Source organism: Nonomuraea sp. NPDC049624 (assembly GCF_040675255.1).
Lineage (GTDB): Bacteria > Actinomycetota > Actinomycetes > Streptosporangiales > Streptosporangiaceae > Nonomuraea.
On record NZ_JBFAOR010000008.1, the window covers coordinates 530,495 to 545,114 of the forward strand.

At 71.3% G+C, this 14,620-nt stretch carries 13 protein-coding genes and 1 tRNA gene; 5 read left to right on the top strand and 9 right to left on the bottom strand.

Features of this window, described 5'->3' with window-relative positions:
- Positions 1-90: 90 nt before the first annotated feature.
- The 4 genes from AB0J76_RS33565 to AB0J76_RS33580 all read left to right on the top strand — a co-directional run bounded on the left by AB0J76_RS33565 (position 91) and on the right by AB0J76_RS33580 (position 3,918).
- A complete protein-coding gene (locus tag AB0J76_RS33565) occupies positions 91-1,488 on the top strand; it encodes a methionine--tRNA ligase (RefSeq protein WP_352327168.1) in 1,398 nt (465 codons plus the stop codon).
- A 109-nt stretch (positions 1,489-1,597) separates the two neighbouring features.
- On the top strand, positions 1,598-2,575 hold the full coding sequence (locus AB0J76_RS33570) for a phosphotriesterase-related protein (protein ID WP_352327167.1): 978 nt from the start codon (positions 1,598-1,600) through the stop codon (positions 2,573-2,575).
- Between the two features lie 52 nt (positions 2,576-2,627).
- Complete coding sequence (locus AB0J76_RS33575) at positions 2,628-3,014, top strand: STAS domain-containing protein (protein WP_352327166.1); 387 nt, start codon at positions 2,628-2,630, stop codon at positions 3,012-3,014.
- 10 nt (positions 3,015-3,024) lie between these two features.
- A complete protein-coding gene (locus AB0J76_RS33580) occupies positions 3,025-3,918 on the top strand; it encodes a sigma-70 family RNA polymerase sigma factor (protein ID WP_352327165.1) in 894 nt (297 codons plus the stop codon).
- A 320-nt stretch (positions 3,919-4,238) separates the two neighbouring features.
- Here the strand turns inward: AB0J76_RS33580 and AB0J76_RS33585 are convergent, their stop codons facing one another.
- The 7 genes from AB0J76_RS33585 to AB0J76_RS33615 all read right to left on the bottom strand — a co-directional run bounded on the left by AB0J76_RS33585 (position 4,239) and on the right by AB0J76_RS33615 (position 10,796).
- On the bottom strand, positions 4,239-5,285 hold the full coding sequence (locus AB0J76_RS33585; RefSeq protein ID WP_352327164.1) for a hypothetical protein: 1,047 nt from the start codon (positions 5,283-5,285) through the stop codon (positions 4,239-4,241).
- A gap of 327 nt (positions 5,286-5,612) precedes the next feature.
- On the bottom strand, positions 5,613-8,156 hold the full coding sequence (locus tag AB0J76_RS33590) for a Tex family protein (protein ID WP_364391694.1): 2,544 nt from the start codon (positions 8,154-8,156) through the stop codon (positions 5,613-5,615).
- Positions 8,157-8,183: 27 nt separating this feature from the next.
- Complete coding sequence (locus AB0J76_RS33595; RefSeq protein WP_352328729.1) at positions 8,184-9,347, bottom strand: amidohydrolase; 1,164 nt, start codon at positions 9,345-9,347, stop codon at positions 8,184-8,186.
- An 83-nt stretch (positions 9,348-9,430) separates the two neighbouring features.
- A complete protein-coding gene (locus tag AB0J76_RS33600) occupies positions 9,431-9,655 on the bottom strand; it encodes a hypothetical protein (RefSeq protein ID WP_352328727.1) in 225 nt (74 codons plus the stop codon).
- Positions 9,656-9,665: 10 nt separating this feature from the next.
- Positions 9,666-10,100, bottom strand: a complete 435-nt coding sequence (locus AB0J76_RS33605; RefSeq protein WP_352328726.1) for an RpiB/LacA/LacB family sugar-phosphate isomerase — start codon at positions 10,098-10,100, stop codon at positions 9,666-9,668.
- A gap of 22 nt (positions 10,101-10,122) precedes the next feature.
- A tRNA-Met gene (locus AB0J76_RS33610) sits at positions 10,123-10,198 on the bottom strand.
- A 136-nt stretch (positions 10,199-10,334) separates the two neighbouring features.
- Positions 10,335-10,796, bottom strand: coding sequence for a MarR family transcriptional regulator (locus AB0J76_RS33615; protein WP_352328725.1), 462 nt, complete (start codon positions 10,794-10,796; stop codon positions 10,335-10,337).
- Between the two features lie 73 nt (positions 10,797-10,869).
- On the opposite strand from AB0J76_RS33615, the gene AB0J76_RS33620 reads away from it, so the two are divergent.
- Complete coding sequence (locus AB0J76_RS33620; protein ID WP_352328723.1) at positions 10,870-12,276, top strand: MFS transporter; 1,407 nt, start codon at positions 10,870-10,872, stop codon at positions 12,274-12,276.
- Here the strand turns inward: AB0J76_RS33620 and AB0J76_RS33625 are convergent.
- Together AB0J76_RS33625 and AB0J76_RS33630 are read right to left on the bottom strand one after the other, a co-directional pair.
- Positions 12,254-12,610 (bottom strand): DUF742 domain-containing protein, encoded by a 357-nt coding sequence (locus tag AB0J76_RS33625; RefSeq protein WP_352328721.1) that lies wholly within the window; start codon positions 12,608-12,610, stop codon positions 12,254-12,256. The genes AB0J76_RS33620 and AB0J76_RS33625 overlap by 23 nt on opposite strands.
- The gene (locus AB0J76_RS33630) at positions 12,603-14,495 is read right to left on the bottom strand and encodes a nitrate- and nitrite sensing domain-containing protein (RefSeq protein ID WP_364391700.1); all 1,893 of its coding nucleotides are present in this window, start codon (positions 14,493-14,495) and stop codon (positions 12,603-12,605) included. The genes AB0J76_RS33625 and AB0J76_RS33630 overlap by 8 nt, the downstream gene beginning before the upstream one ends.
- Between the last annotated feature and the right edge of the window lie 125 nt (positions 14,496-14,620).

A 14,620-nucleotide genomic window follows, 5' to 3' on the forward strand; every position in this document is an offset into this window, starting at 1 on the left:
CCCGTAGGGGGGTTCACCGACGACGTCCTGTTGAGGCCCTGTGACCCGGGGCCTCTCGTCGTGTCGGGGCCCCTTTCCTGGAGGCTGCCGATGTACATCACGACGACCATCCCCTACGTCAACGCCCGCCCGCACCTCGGGCACGCGCTGGAGCTCGTCCAGGCGGACGTGCTGGCCAGGCACCACCGGCGGCGCGGCGAACCCGTGCGGTTCCAGACCGGTACCGACGACAACTCGCTGAAGAACGTGCTGGCCGCCGAGGCCGAAGGACTGCCGGTACGGGAGTTCGTGGACCGCAACGCGGCCGCGTTCGAAGGGCTGCGCGAACCGCTCGACCTGTCCTTCGACGCGTTCGTCAGGACGAGCAGCCACCCCGCGCACCGCGCCGGGGTCGAACGCATCTGGAAGGCCGTCGAACGCGACCTTCACCAGCGGCACTACGAAGGGCGCTACTGCGTCGGCTGCGAGCAGTTCTACCCCGAGGGGCCCTGCACAGAAGGGCACGAGGGGCCCTTGCAGGTGGTCTCGGAGCGGAACTGGTTCTTCCGGCTCTCCCGCTACCAGGACGCCCTGCTCGACCTCATCCGCGGCGGCGGCCTGCGCATCGAGCCGGCCGCCCGGCGCAACGAGGTGCTGGCGTTCGTCGAGGCGGGGCTGGCCGACATCAGCGTCTCGCGGTCGGCGGCGCGCGCCCGCGGCTGGGGCATCCCCGTGCCCGGCGATCCCACCCAGGTCGTGTACGTGTGGTGGGACGCCCTCGCCAACTACGTCACCGCCCTGGAAGGGGAGGACCACGAGCGCTGGTGGGTGTCCGAGCCGGACAAGGTGCACCTGGTCGGGAAGGGGGTGATCCGCTTCCACGCCGTCTACTGGCCGGCGATGCTGCTGGCCGCCGGCGAGCCGCTGCCGTCGCAGATCTTCGTGCACGACTACCTCACCGCGAACGGCCGCAAGATCAGCAAGTCGTCCGGGACCGCCGTCGACCCGGTGGCCCTGGTGGACGCGTACGGCGTGGACGCGGTGCGGTGGTGGCTGCTGCGCGAGGTGCCGCGCGTGGGCGACGCCGACTTCACCACGGACCGCCTGATCGCCAGGGCCGACGAGGACCTGGCCAACGGCGTGGGCAACCTGGTCAACCGGGTGGCCACCATGGTCCACCGGTTCCTGGACGGCAACGTGCCGGAGGTGCGCGAGGAGTTCGAGCCGGGCGACGTGCACGGCGCGCTGCGGGACTTCGACTTCCGCCGGGCCGCCGGAGCGGTGTGGCGGCTGGTGGAGGAGGCGAACCGGTACGTCGAACGCGTCCGCCCGTGGCAGCAGGCGGCCGGGCAGCGGGAGGCGTCGCTGGGCGTGCTGGTGGGGGCGTGCCGGACGCTGGCCGTCCAGCTGGAGCCGTTCCTGCCGACGGCGGCGGCCCGGGTGGCGGCGGCGGTGGCGGGGGAACGGCTGCCGCGGCCGGAACCCCTGTTCCCGCGCCTGACCCGGTGAATCACGACATGTGCCGACGCGCCGATCGCAACGCGCCCCGGACGGTTGACGGTGCGGCAGGGGCGGCCTACGTTGGGCGCACTTACTGACCAGTTGGTATGGAGGTCCCATGCCCACCGTCGAGACCGTCCGGGGCCCGATCGACGTCGAACGGCTCGGCCAGACGCTCATGCACGAGCACGTGTTCGTCGTGGCCGCCGAGCACGTGGACAACTACGGCAAGGGCGCCTGGTGGGACGAGGAGTTCCGGGTCGCCGACGCCATCGCCAAGCTCGGCGCGGTGGCGGCCAAGGGCGTGCGGACGATCGTCGACCCGACGGTGTGGGGCCTCGGCCGCCACATCCCGCGCATCCAGCGGGTGGCCGCCGAGGTGCCCGGCCTGAACATCGTCGTCGCCACCGGCCTGTACGCCTTCGAGGAACTGCCCCACCAGTACGAGCACCGCGGCCCCGGCCTGTTCCTCGACATGCCCGACCCGATGATCGACGACTTCGTCCGCGACCTCACCGAGGGCATCGCCGACACCGGGGTGAAGGCCGCGCTGCTGAAATGCGTGGTGGAGCACAAGGGGCTGACGCCCGGCGTCGAGCGCATCTGCCGGGCCGTCGCGCGGGCCCACGTGCTGACCGGGGCGCCGATCACCGTCCACACGAACGCCTTCACCCAGAGCGGGCTGCTCGCGCTGGACCTGTTCGCCAAGGAAGGGGTGAACCTGGAGAAAGTGGTCGTCGGGCACGCGGGCGACAGCAACGACCTCGACTACCTGATGCGCCTGGCCGACACTGGCGCGACGCTGGGCATGGACCGGTTCGGCCTCGACGTCTACAACCCGACCGAGCAGCGCGTGGCCACGGTCGCGGCCCTGTGCCGGCGCGGATACGCCGACCGCATGGTCCTCAGCCACGACACCGCCTGCTTCATGGACTACTTCGGCGGCGCATGGGACGAGGCCAGGAACACGCTCGCGCCGAACTGGCGCTACGATCACATTCACGATGACGTTCTGGCCGCACTGCTCGGCTCTGGTGTCACCGATGACCAGATCGAACAGATGCTGGTGTTCAACCCGAGGCGCTACTTCTCGTAAAGTGGTCGAGAAGTGACGACAAGTGGGAAACAACGCGGGTAGGTGGAGCTGGGTGACTTCGGAGCAGGCTTTGTCGATCAGCCTCGGACTCCAGGGCCCCTGCGTCATCGCACGGCTGACCGGGGATTTCGACTTCGGGTCCGCGGCCGAGGTGCGCGACCGGGTCACCAAGGCGCTCGACCTCACCCAGCCGCCGCTCCTCGTCATCGACATGCAGGCCGTCAGCGTCTGCGACTCCTCCGGCCTGTCCGTGCTGGTCTACCTGCACAAGGCCGTCACCGCCTCCGGCGGCAAGCTGCTGCTGTCCGGCCTGAACGGCCGGTGCAAGCACCTGTTCGCGATCACCGCGCTGGACAAGTTCTTCGACATCCGCAGCACGGCCGAGCTGGCCATCGCCGAACTCAACGAAGCCGGGAATTCACCGCCGTTCACCGGGTAGTTGCCGCTGCATGTCGGCCGCAGAGCCCGACCTGCTCGGCATGTACCTGGAGCAGATCGGAAAGAACCCCCTGCTCTCCGCCGCGGACGAAGTCGACCTCGCCCGGCGGATCGAGGCAGGACTGTACGCAGGTCACCTGATCGAGCGCGGCGCCGCGACACCGGAGCTCGAAGCCGTCGTGCGCGACGGGCGGCGGGCCAAGGACCAGCTGATCAGGTCCAACCTCCGCCTGGTCGTCGCCGCCGCCCGGCGGTACGCCTTCCGCGGGCTGCCGCTGCTCGACGTCATCCAGGAGGGCAACCTCGGGCTGATCAGGGCCGTGGAGAAGTTCGACTACACCCGCGGGTACAAGTTCTCGACGTACGGGATGTGGTGGATCCGCCAAGCCATCGAACGCGGCATCCACGACAAGAGCCGCACCGTACGGCTGCCCATCCACGTGGGCGAGGACCTGTCGCGGCTGGTCAGGACCGAGCGGCGACTCGCCGCCGACCTCGGCCGCGATCCGACGGACGACGAGCTCGCCGCGTCGGCGTCGCTCACCGCCGGGCAGGTCGCCGCGTTACGCAGGCTTGGCCAGGAGGTGGTCAGCCTGGACCTGCCGGTCGGCGAGTCCGGCGAGAGCCGCATCGCCGACATGATCGCCGACGAGGACGGGGCAGGGGTGCAGGAAGTCGCCGAACGCCGCGCCATGAGCGCCGACGTCCGGGAGGTGGTCACGTCGCTGCCGCCGCGCGAGGCGTTCGTCATCAGGCTTCGGTACGGCCTCAGCGGGCAGAAGGCGGAGAGCTACAGCGAGATCGCCGACCGCCTCGGGCTCACCAGGGAGCGCATCAGGCAGTTGGAGAAGCAGGCACTGAAACGCCTCCGCCAGTACCGACCCCTGCTGGCCTGGGCCTCCTGACCGCCCGGCCACCCGCCGCACTCCCACCTCGCCTTTTCACGCGCCGCCGCCGGACAGCGGACGGGGGCCGAGCGTGTGCTCGGCCCCCGTTCTCCTCGGGTCTTGGGTCAGGCGGTGACGAGGAGCGCGACCCCGATCAGCACCGCAACCGGGACGAGCCACATGACGGCCTCGACAGCGAACTCCTTGTACATCGCGCAAGTCTCCCTCGAAACGCCCAAGTGGGGCACTGCTAACGTCACTGCGCAGCATAGCCGCCCCCACCCCCGCCTCGATCCACCCACATCCCGGCCGATGCCCCCCACGCCCTCAGGCGGAGCTCACAGCTGCCGGCGGGCGATGCGTTTGCCGAGTCCCGCCAGGGACTCGTCGGCCATCAGGGCGGGCAGGCGCGGGGCGTCCACGTCGATCTGGTGCAGTACGGCGGGATGGGCGCCGTTGAACCGGCTCCACGCCCGGACCACCTCCGGCATCGCCGCCACCGCCGTGTCCGACAGGATGGCCTCCCTCGGCAGCCACGACGTCAGGAACTGGCTCACCCGCGCCGGACTCCACCAAAGCGGACGCTCACCCACGAACTCCGCCAACTTCTCGAACGCCTCCCGCGCCCCGGGCACATCGGGCAGATCGTGGAAGCCGGCCATCGTGCCGTCGGGCGCCTGCCGTACGAGCCCGGGCACGGCGAGGGCCCGCGCGATGGCCAGCGGACGGACGGCGGGCAGCGTGTCGGCCACCTGGGCCCCCATGATCCGGTCGCCCAGCTCGAACGCGTCCAGCACCCGTCCGGCCACCACCCCCGGCTCGGCCGGGCTCAGGCCCAGGTCGTCGAGGAACTTGACCTCCTCGACGACGGCGTCCACCGCGAGGCCGCCGTTGGGCTGGTCGATGCCGACGACGAGGATGTGCGGCTCCTTGCCGTTCGCGTACCTGAAGGACAGGACGGCCAGGGTCTGCTCGCCGTACGGGTCGGCCTTGCCGTACCAGGCTCCTTCGCAGGTCACCTGGCCCATGCGGCGCACCCAGCCGGGCAGCTCGAGATCGGCCTCCGTCGTCCAGGGAACCTCCAGCCCCAAAACCCGCAGCACCCCCGGCCGCGCCCCAGCTGCCGATTCGGATTCCGGAGAGGATTCCGCCCCCGCTCCCGCCTCGGATTCCGGAGAGGATTCCGCCCCAGCCCATCCCGTCCTGTCGACCGCAGCCAGGGCGGCGAGGGTGAGCCGCGACTCGGCGCTGCCGTCCTCGGCCAGCTCCCGCAGGAACGGCCCCACCTCATCGGGCTCGAGAGCGGCGGTGAGCCGGGCCGCCCAGAGTTCGGTCCGCAGCGGCGAACGCCAGCGAAGCAGGTCGCGGGCTTGGCCGACAGCCATGGAAAACACAGATGTCCTCACCCTCCGACCGTATCGCCCCCCACCAGGGAACCCCCCGCCCAGTCGGTGACTGAGCCGGCTTGAACTGCGCATCGGCGGCTGGGCCAGCCTGAACGGTCGGCTGGTGGTGAGGGCAGCCTGATCAGCGGGCCAGCGGCTCGGCGGGGTCAGCGGTGGGCTGGTGTCTGAGAAGGCCTGATGGGTGGGGCGGTGGCTGAGCCGGCCTGAACGGTGGGCTGGTGGCAGGGCAGCAGCCCTGATGGTGGGTTGTTGGGAGGGGCAGCCCTGACGGGGGCCGGTTGGGGCCGGCCCCCGTCAGGGGTGAGGTCAGCGGTTGTCGCCGCCGAGGCCCGCCTTGCGGAGGGCTTCGGCCATCGCGCCCATGGGGGCCGGACGGTCCTGGCGGCGCTGCCCGCCGCGCTGACCGTCGCCGCGGCCCTGGCCACGCCCCCCGCCGTCGCCACGGCCACCCTGACCGCGACCGCCGTCACGACCGCCGTCACGACCGCCGTCACGACCGCCACCGCCGCGGGCGCCGTCGCCCCGGCCGCCGTCGCGGCCGCCGTCGCGGCCGTCGCGGCCGTCGCCGCGTGAGCCGCCGTCGCGGCCGCCCTCGCCACGGGTAGCGCTACCGTCGCGAGCGGAGCCGTCGCGGCGGGGCTCGTTGCGGGAGCCGTCCGGACGGGCGCCCGACTTGCGGGGCGGGCGGCCCTCCGAGGACGGCTGGGTGACGTCGTCCTCCAGCCGGAGGGTCAGGGAGATGCGCTTGCGCGGGATGTCCACCTCAAGGACCTTGACGCGCACGATGTCGCCCGGCTTGACCACGTCGCGCGGGTCCTTGACGAAGGTGTGGGACATGGCCGACACGTGGACCAGACCGTCCTGGTGGACGCCGACGTCGACGAACGCGCCGAAGGCGGCCACGTTGGTGACCACGCCCTCCAGGATCATCCCGGCCACCAGGTCGGAGATCTTCTCCACGCCCTCCTTGAAGGCCGCCGTCTTGAACGCCGGACGCGGGTCGCGCCCCGGCTTCTCCAGCTCGCGCAGGATGTCGGTGACGGTCGGCAGGCCGAAGGTGTCGTCGGTGAAGTCCTGGGGCCGGATCGTGTGCAGGGCGGAGGTGTTGCCGATCAGCGACTTGAGGTCGGTCTGGACCGAGCTCAGGATGCGCCGGACCACCGGGTAGGCCTCCGGGTGCACGCTGGAGGCGTCGAGCGGGTCGTCGCCGCCCGGGATGCGCAGGAAGCCGGCGCACTGTTCGAACGCCTTGGGCCCGAGCCGCGAGACGTCCTTCAGCGCCGTGCGGGTGCGGAACGGGCCGTTGGCGTCGCGGTGGCGCACGATGCCCTCGGCCAGCGTCGCGCCGATGCCCGACACCCGCGTGAGCAGCGGCGCGGACGCCGTGTTGACGTCGACCCCGACCGCGTTGACGCAGTCTTCGACGACGGCGTCGAGCGAGCGGGACAGCTTGGACTCGGCCAGGTCGTGCTGGTACTGGCCGACGCCGATCGACTTGGGGTCGATCTTGACCAGCTCGGCCAGCGGGTCCTGCAGCCGGCGCGCGATGGAGACCGCGCCGCGCAGCGACACGTCGAGGTCGGGCAGCTCCTGGGAGGCGTAGGCCGAGGCCGAGTAGACCGAGGCGCCCGCCTCCGACACCACGATCTTGGTGATCGACGGCATGAGCTTGACCAGGTCGCCGGCCAGCTTGTCGGTCTCGCGCGAGGCGGTGCCGTTGCCGATGGCGATGAGCTCGACGCCGTGCTTCTGGGCCAGCGCGCCGAGCACGGCCAGCGACTGGTCCCACTGGCGCTTGGGCTCGTGGGGGTAGATGGTGGCGGTCTCGACGACCTTGCCCGTGGCGTCGACCACGGCCACCTTCACGCCGGTGCGCAGGCCGGGATCGAGGCCCATGGTCGTGCGGCTGCCGGCCGGGGCGGCCAGCAGCAGGTCGCGCAGGTTGGCGGCGAACACGCGCACCGCTTCGTCCTCGGCGGCCTGCCACAGGCGCATGCGCAGGTCGATGCCGAGATGCACGAGGATGCGGGTGCGCCAGGCCCAGCGCACGGTCTCGGCCAGCCACGTGTCGGCCGGGCGCCCCTTGTCGGAGATGCCGAACCGGGCGCCGATGCGCAGCTCGTAGTCGGCGGTCTCGTCGGGCTCCAGCGCGACGTTGAGCACCTCCTCCTTCTCGCCCCTGAACATCGCCAGGATGCGGTGGGAGGGCAGCTTGGTGAACGGCTCGGTGAAGTCGAAGTAGTCGGAGAACTTGGCCCCCGCCTCCTGCTTGCCCTCGCGCACCTTCGACACGAGCCGGCCGCGGCTCCACAGCCGCTCGCGCAGGTCGCCGATGAGGTCGGCGTCTTCGGCGAAGCGCTCGATCAGGATCGCCCTGGCCCCTTCGAGGGCCGCGCCGGCGTCGGCCACGCCCTCGGTGACGAACTCCGCGGCGACCGTGGCCGGGTGGAGCATCGGGTCGCCGAGCAGCTTGTCGGCCAGCGGCTCCAGGCCGAGCTCGCGGGCGATCTGCGCCTTGGTGCGCCGCTTGGGCTTGTAGGGCAGGTAGATGTCTTCGAGCCTGGCCTTGGTCTCGGCCGCCATGATCTGCGCGCGCAGTTCGTCGTCGAGCTTGCCCTGAGACTCGATCGACTCCAGGATCGCCGCCCTGCGCTCGTCGAGCTCGCGCAGGTAGCGCAGCCGCTCCTCGAGCGTGCGGAGCTGCGCGTCGTCGAGGGCGCCGGTGACCTCCTTGCGGTAGCGCGCGATGAACGGCACGGTGGCGCCGCCGTCGAGCAGATCGACCGCCGCCTGCACCTGCCCGTCGCGCACGCCGAGCTCTGCCGCGATCCGCTGGTGAATAGAGAGCACTTGCCTGCCTTTCGATGGTCCCGCCGGTCAATTGTGCAGGACGACGCCGTCTTTCATGACCAGAGTGCGCCGAGGGTGAACGACCACGGCCTCTCCAGGGCCGCTCGCGGGCACCACGACGAGGTCGGCGCGGTCGCCCGGGGCCAGGCCGTAGCCGGGCAGCCCGAGGGCCCGCGCGCCGCCCACGGTCGCGGCCTCCAGGGCGAGCTCGATGTCCTCGTCGCGGCGGAACGTGCTGCGGTAGGCGAGGTGCATCGCGCGCTCCAGCATGTCGCCCGAGCCGTAGGGGCCCCACAGGTCGCGGATGCCGTCGTGGCCGCAGGCGACGGTGACGCCCGCGGCGCGCAGCTTCTTGACCGGCGGCACCGGGTAGCTGTAGACGGCGGCGGTGGCGATGGCCACGCCCGCGTCGACGAAGCCCTGGATCAGGCGATCCTGGGCGGCCTCGCTGAGCTCGCCCAGCGCGTACGCGTGGCTGACCGTGACCCGGCCGCCGAGCCCCAGCGCCTTGGTGCGCTCGGTGATCAGCTCCAGCTCCCAGCCGCCGAGCGAGCCGCCGTCGTGGAGATGGATGTCGATGCGCGCGCCGAACCGGTCGGCCAGGCCGAAGATCAGGTCGAGGTGGCGCACCGGATCGCGGTCGACGCCGGCCGGGTCGAGGCCGCCGATCGCCTCGACGCCGCTGCGGAGCGCCTCGGCCAGCAGGTCGGCGGTGCCGGGGTTGGTGAGCACGCCGTGTTGCGGGAAGGCGACCTGCTGCACGTGGACGGGGGAGCGGGCGGCGGCCTCGCGCACGGCCTCCACGCCCCGCAGGCCCACGGACGGGTCGATGTCGGTGTGGGTGCGCACGTGGGTGGTGCCGGCCTCGCTCATCCGGGCCAGCAGCGCGGCGGCGCGCTCGGCGCTCGGCACGCCTAATTCGGCGCGGCGGCCCAGGTCGTTGGCGATGCGGCCGGCCAGGGAGTCGTCGGCGGAGTGGGGGACCCAGGGGCCGCCGTAGAGGGTCTTGTCGAGGTGGCAGTGGGCGTCGACGAGACCGGGCAGGACGAGCTGACCGGACACGTCGAGGACGAGGGCGCCGGGCGCGTCGAGGGACGGCCCCACCCGGTGGATGCGGCCGTCGCGGACGAGCAGGTCGGCGGGGGACGCGAGCCCCCAGGGCCGGCCGCCGCGGATCAGCACGTCGGTCATGCCCAGCACCCTAGAGGGCGGCACCGACGATTTCCGTGCCCCCGGACGTGAGGGTCATGAGCCGACCGCCACGGCGGGACGGGCTAGTCGGGGCGGGTGGCGAACAGTTCGAGGTGGTGGCAGGAGCGGCAGCGGTAGGCGTCGATCTCCCACTTGGGACGGCCCATCAGCCGGGCGCCGCCGAAGATCCCGCGCGACAGCGCCCCCTCGACCCAGCGGGCGTACCCCCGGGAGTGCTCACCCTGGTCGGCGACGAACCCGGGTTCGAGCCCCTCCGCGCCGCAATGCGTGCACCGTAAGTTGTCCATGCCGCAGAGCCTAGATCTCCGCGAGGTGCGCCACGTTGGCCACGTCGGCCGGATCGGTGCTGGGCCGGCCGCCGAACCAGGCGTCGAGGATCTCGCCGAGCACGACGTCGGAGGTCAGGCGGAGGCTGAGGGCCAGCACGTTGGCGTCGTTCCATCTGCGCGCCCCCTCGGCGGTGTAGGCGTCGGGGCAGAGCGCGGCCCGCACGCCGGGCACCTTGTTGGCCGCGATGGAGGCGCCCGTGCCCGTCCAGCAGCAGACCACCGCCTGGTCGGCCCGGCCCTCCGCGACGTCTCTGGCGGCCAGTTCGCAGGCCCACGCCCAGTCGTCGCGCTCGCCGTCGTGGAGTGCGCCGTGGGTCAGCACCTCGTGACCCCGCTCGCGCAGCTCGGCCACGATGCGCCCGGCCACCCCGTCGTTGCTGTCCGCCGCCACCGAAATCCGCATGGGCCCATCTCTACCAGCAATGTGGTGACGGGTGCGGGGATCGAACCCGCCTGGAGCGGCTTATGAAACCGCCGGGCACACCAGCGCCCCCACCCGCCTGGAACGGGCCGGGGGCCGCCGATCTCAACGGCGGGAGCCCCCGGACGGGTGCGGCATGCGCATTCGCCGGATGACCAGCTGGATGACCATGGGCACGAGCATGCCGCCCGCGCCCCGGCCCCGCAACGCGTTTTCTCAGGTGTACCGGGCGCGCATGCGCTCGCAGAAGTCGTCCGACAGCTTGGTCATCAGCCTGGACAGCTCGGCCCGCTCCGCCTCCGGCCAGTCGGACAGCACCTCCTCGAACCACTCGGTGGTGACCCGGCGGCACCTGCTCGCCACCTCGGCCCCCTCCTCGGTGAGCGCGATGCGCCAGGCCCGCCGGTCGTCGGGGTCGCGTACGCGCTCGACCAGCCCGCGCTGCTCAAGGGCCGCGACGTGCCTGGTCACGTGCGGGCTCTCGACCTGCAGCCCCTCGGCGATCATGCCGATCCTGCGGGGCTCGCCCGCGTCGAGCAGGTAGACGATGATCTGCACGTCGGGCCGGTCGAGCCGGATGCCGGCCGCCTCGGTGAGCCACTCATGGGTCTTGGCGCGGTTGAGCGTGACGACCAGCCGCCGGAAGGCCGACACCGTCCTGTTGAGATCTTCGCCCATCTGTTTGCTTACCTAACTTACGTATGTATCATCGTTTCTCGGTTACTTACCTAAGTTATCTAAAGGAGCCGACATGGCGACAGCCGTCGTACCCGCGGCGCGTGAGACGTCGATGCGCAATCCCTGGCCCACGGTGGTCTCCCTGGCGTTCGCGGCCTCCATCGCCGCCCTCCAGAACACCGCGGTGGTCCCGTTGCTTCCCGTGCTGCAGCGGGAGCTGCACGCCTCGCTCTCGGCCGTGAGCTGGACGCTCACCATCAGCCTGCTGGTCGCCGCGGTCTCCACGCCGTTGCTGTCGCGCTTCGGCGACATGTACGGCCGGCGCCCGATGATCCTCGGCGCGCTGGGCCTGCTGGTGGTGGGCTCGGTCATGGCGGCGATGGCCACGTCGCTGACCTGGTTGATCGTCGCCCGGATCCTGCAAGGGGCGGTGTCCGCGCTGGTCCCGTTGTCGATCGGCGTGGTCCGCGACCTGCTGCCCAGGCAGCAGCTCGCGACCGGCATCGGCGTGCTGAGCGCCACGATGGGGTTCGGCAGCGGCGGCGGCATGATCCTGGCCGGGCTGGCCGCCGGTGACTACCACCTGGTGTTCTGGATCACCGGCGGGATCTCGGCGGTGGCCGTCGTGATCCTGGCCTTCCTCGTGCGGGACGTGGCGCCGGCCGGCAAGGGCCGTCCCGACCTCGCCGGGGCCGCGTTGCTGACCGCCTGGCTGGTCGCGCTGCTGCTGGCGATCAGCGAGGGCGGCTCGTGGGGCTGGACGTCGCCCGGCGTGCTCGGGCTGTTCGCCGCGGCCGCCGTGCTGGCCGTGGTCTGGGTGCTGGTCGAGCGCAGGGTGGCCGAGCCACTGGTCGAGATGTCGATGCTGGTGCACAGGGGCACGATCGGCGCGACGGTCTCCTCGATGCTGCTCGGGTTCTCGTTCTTCACGATGCTGACCGGCATGTCGCAGTTCGCCCAGGTTCCGAAGGCGACCGGCTTCGGCTTCGGCGCCTCCACCCTCCAGGTCGGGCTCTTCCTGCTGCCGAGCACCCTGTTCATGCTGGTCATCTCGCTGTTCGCGGGGCGGATCATGCGCCGGTTCGCCGCCTCGTTCATGGTGGCGACGGGCGCGGGCGTCACCGGGCTCGCGGGGGCGTGGCTGGCGTTCGAGCACGGCAGCCCGGCCACTCTGTACGTGGCCTCCTCCCTCATGGGCGTCGGCCTCGGCATCGGCTACGCCGCCCTGGGCACGATGGCCGTCGAGCACGTCGAGCCGTCCAGGACCGCGCTGGCCGCGGGCGTCAACGCGCTGGTGCGCATCGTCGGCGGCAGCGTGGCGGGCGCGGCCATCGCCGCGATCCTGGCCGCGCGCCCCGGCGTCCTGGGCTTCCAGTGGGTGTTCGGCACCGCCGCGGCGGCCGGGCTGGTCGCGGCGGTGTTCGCCACCGTCTACGGAATGCTGAACAGCCGGGTCGTCACAGCGCCTTCAGCCCACTGATCACTTCCAGCAGCACCTTGGCGTCCGGCGCGGGGGGCGGCAGCTCGACCTGGACGAGCTGCCGCGCGTGCAGGTCGCCGACCAGCACCCGCACCACGCCGATGGGCAGGTTCAGCTCGGCGGCCACGTCCACCAGCCGGGTGGGCTTGGTGCACTTCTGCATGATGATCAGGTGCTCGGGCCCGAGCCCCACCGGGGGCGTCAGCCCGCCGGCGGTGACGATGACCGCGATGAGGTCGATGGCCTCGCTCGCGGGCACCGTACGGCCCCTGGTCAGCAGGTAGGCCGGGACGATCGGACCGGCGTCCTCGTCCAGCCAGCGCTCGTCACTCACTTGGCACCACCCGCATCACAGGACGGGCGGGCTCCTTCACGTCGGCCTCCGGTTCCGGATCGGCGACGTGCTCAGCCGGGATCAACACGATCGCGGTGGTCCCTCCATATGGTGAACCGCGTAGCGTCACGCGGATGTCGTGCCTGGCGGCCAGGCGCGAGACGACGAAAAGCCCCAGCTTGTCGCTGTCGGCCAGGTCGAACTCGGGTGGGCTGGCCAGCCGCTCGTTGAGTTCGGCCAGCTCCTGGGCGCTCAGCCCGAGCCCGCGGTCCTCGACCTCGAAGGCGAAGCCGCGGGCGGTCTCCTCACCGCGCACGATGACCTGCGTGTGCGGCGGCGAGTAGACGGTCGCGTTCTCGATGAGCTCGGCGACCAGGTGGATCACGTCGCCGACCACCGGCCCGGCCAGGCGCTGGCCGGACATCGGCTCGACGGTGACCCGGCGGTAGTCCTCCACCTCGGCCGTCGCGCCGCGGGCCACGTCGAGCAGCGGCACCGGCTTGCTCCAGCCGCGGCCGGGGGTGGCGCCCGACAGGATGATCAGGCCCTCGGCGTGGCGGCGCATGCGGGTGGTCAGGTGGTCGAGGCGGAACAGGTCGTCCAGGGCCTCGGGGTCGGTGGCGCGGTGCTGCATGTCCTCCAGCTGGATGCGCTGGCGGTGCAGCAGGGCCTGGGAACGCCTGGCGAGGTTCCGGAAGACGTGCCCGACGCCCTCGCTGAGCTGCGCCTGGCCGATCGCGGCCTCGACGGCGGTCTGCTGGACGGTGGAGAAGGCCTGGCCGACGTCGCCGATCTCGACCGTGCTGGTGGCCACCGACAACTCCGGCATCTCCACCCTCTCGCCCTTGCGCAGCTTGGCCACCACGTGCGGCAGCCGCTCCTGGGCCACCTCCAGCGCGGCGAGCCGGAGCGCGCCCAGCTCCTTCGACAGCCGGTTGCCCATCCGGATCGAGAACACGATCGACACGATGACCAGCAGGAAACACGTGCCGGCCAGGATGAACGCCCGCGACAGCACCTGGTCGGCCACGGGGTCGGCGCGCGCGTTGAGCAGCGTGCTGGCCCGCATGAGCGACTCGCCGTACGTCTTGGAGATCGACTCGGTGGTGCTCAGCCAGCCGCGCGGCGGCGTGGCGCCGGCGATGATCCGGTCCTCCATCAGCCGCATGCGCTGGTAGACGGGGGAGGTGACGAGGGAGACCTGGGTGTCGCGCAGGCTCGCGTCCAGCTCGCCGAGCCCCTGGTCGATGAGGAAGCGCCGGTTGCCGACGATCTGGGTGAACTGCCGGCGTTCGGACGGCGTGACCGGGCCGAGCGCGATGGCCTGCTCCCTGGTCAGCAGCTCCTTGGCGTAGCCCAGCTCGATGATCACGCGGGACTGCTCGTAGATCGGGATGTCGTCGATGAGCGCGACGCGCCGGTGCAGGCCGTACAGGGAGTCGATCACGGAGTTGTACGCCTCGCCGGCGAGCAGACGGTCGGACAGGCCGTCGTCGATCTCACCCCGGATCGCGTCGAGCCTGCCGAGCTGCGTGTACACCGCGTCCACCTGCGTACGGATCTCTTCCGATCGGTCCTTGGAGTTGCTGGAGAGCTTTCTGAACTCGTCCCTGGCGGCGTCGGTGCGGGTGCGCTGGTCGGCCACGTCCTTCCGGGAGGCGGCCTGGCGCAGCAGCTTGGCCGAGGAGAGACGCTCGTGCTGGAGCTCGCTGATCAACTTGTACGCCGGATGGCGGAGGTTCGTCCAGAGTGTCTTGTACTGACGCAGCTCCAGGCTCTCGCCGGCGGTGACGGCGGTGATCACGCCCCACAACACGACCATGGAGGTCAGAGGCACGAGTAGTAGTCCGATGATCTTCATGCGGATCGTCCGGCTACGACCCATGGCACCTCACTCCGGTCGGTCCCCTGCTGGCAACCCCGGACGGGACAAGCCCAGAGGATAGCAATTCGATCACCCAATTGCCCAATTTTTCGGGACTTTTGGACATGTGTCAGTGATCTTGCAGT

Bases quoted from the DNA above. Each gene is read 5' to 3' on its own strand.
- AB0J76_RS33565 (WP_352327168.1), top strand. From the start codon at position 91: ATGTACATCACGACGACCATCCCCTACGTCAACGCCCGCCCGCACCTC.
- AB0J76_RS33570 (WP_352327167.1), top strand. From the start codon at position 1,598: ATGCCCACCGTCGAGACCGTCCGGGGCCCGATCGACGTCGAACGGCTC.
- AB0J76_RS33580 (WP_352327165.1), top strand. From the start codon at position 3,025: ATGTCGGCCGCAGAGCCCGACCTGCTCGGCATGTACCTGGAGCAGATC.
- AB0J76_RS33585 (WP_352327164.1), bottom strand. From the start codon at position 5,285: ATGGCTGTCGGCCAAGCCCGCGACCTGCTTCGCTGGCGTTCGCCGCTG.
- AB0J76_RS33595 (WP_352328729.1), bottom strand. From the start codon at position 9,347: ATGACCGACGTGCTGATCCGCGGCGGCCGGCCCTGGGGGCTCGCGTCC.
- AB0J76_RS33600 (WP_352328727.1), bottom strand. From the start codon at position 9,655: ATGGACAACTTACGGTGCACGCATTGCGGCGCGGAGGGGCTCGAACCC.
- AB0J76_RS33605 (WP_352328726.1), bottom strand. From the start codon at position 10,100: ATGCGGATTTCGGTGGCGGCGGACAGCAACGACGGGGTGGCCGGGCGC.
- AB0J76_RS33615 (WP_352328725.1), bottom strand. From the start codon at position 10,796: ATGGGCGAAGATCTCAACAGGACGGTGTCGGCCTTCCGGCGGCTGGTC.
- AB0J76_RS33620 (WP_352328723.1), top strand. From the start codon at position 10,870: ATGGCGACAGCCGTCGTACCCGCGGCGCGTGAGACGTCGATGCGCAAT.
- AB0J76_RS33630 (WP_364391700.1), bottom strand. From the start codon at position 14,495: ATGGGTCGTAGCCGGACGATCCGCATGAAGATCATCGGACTACTACTC.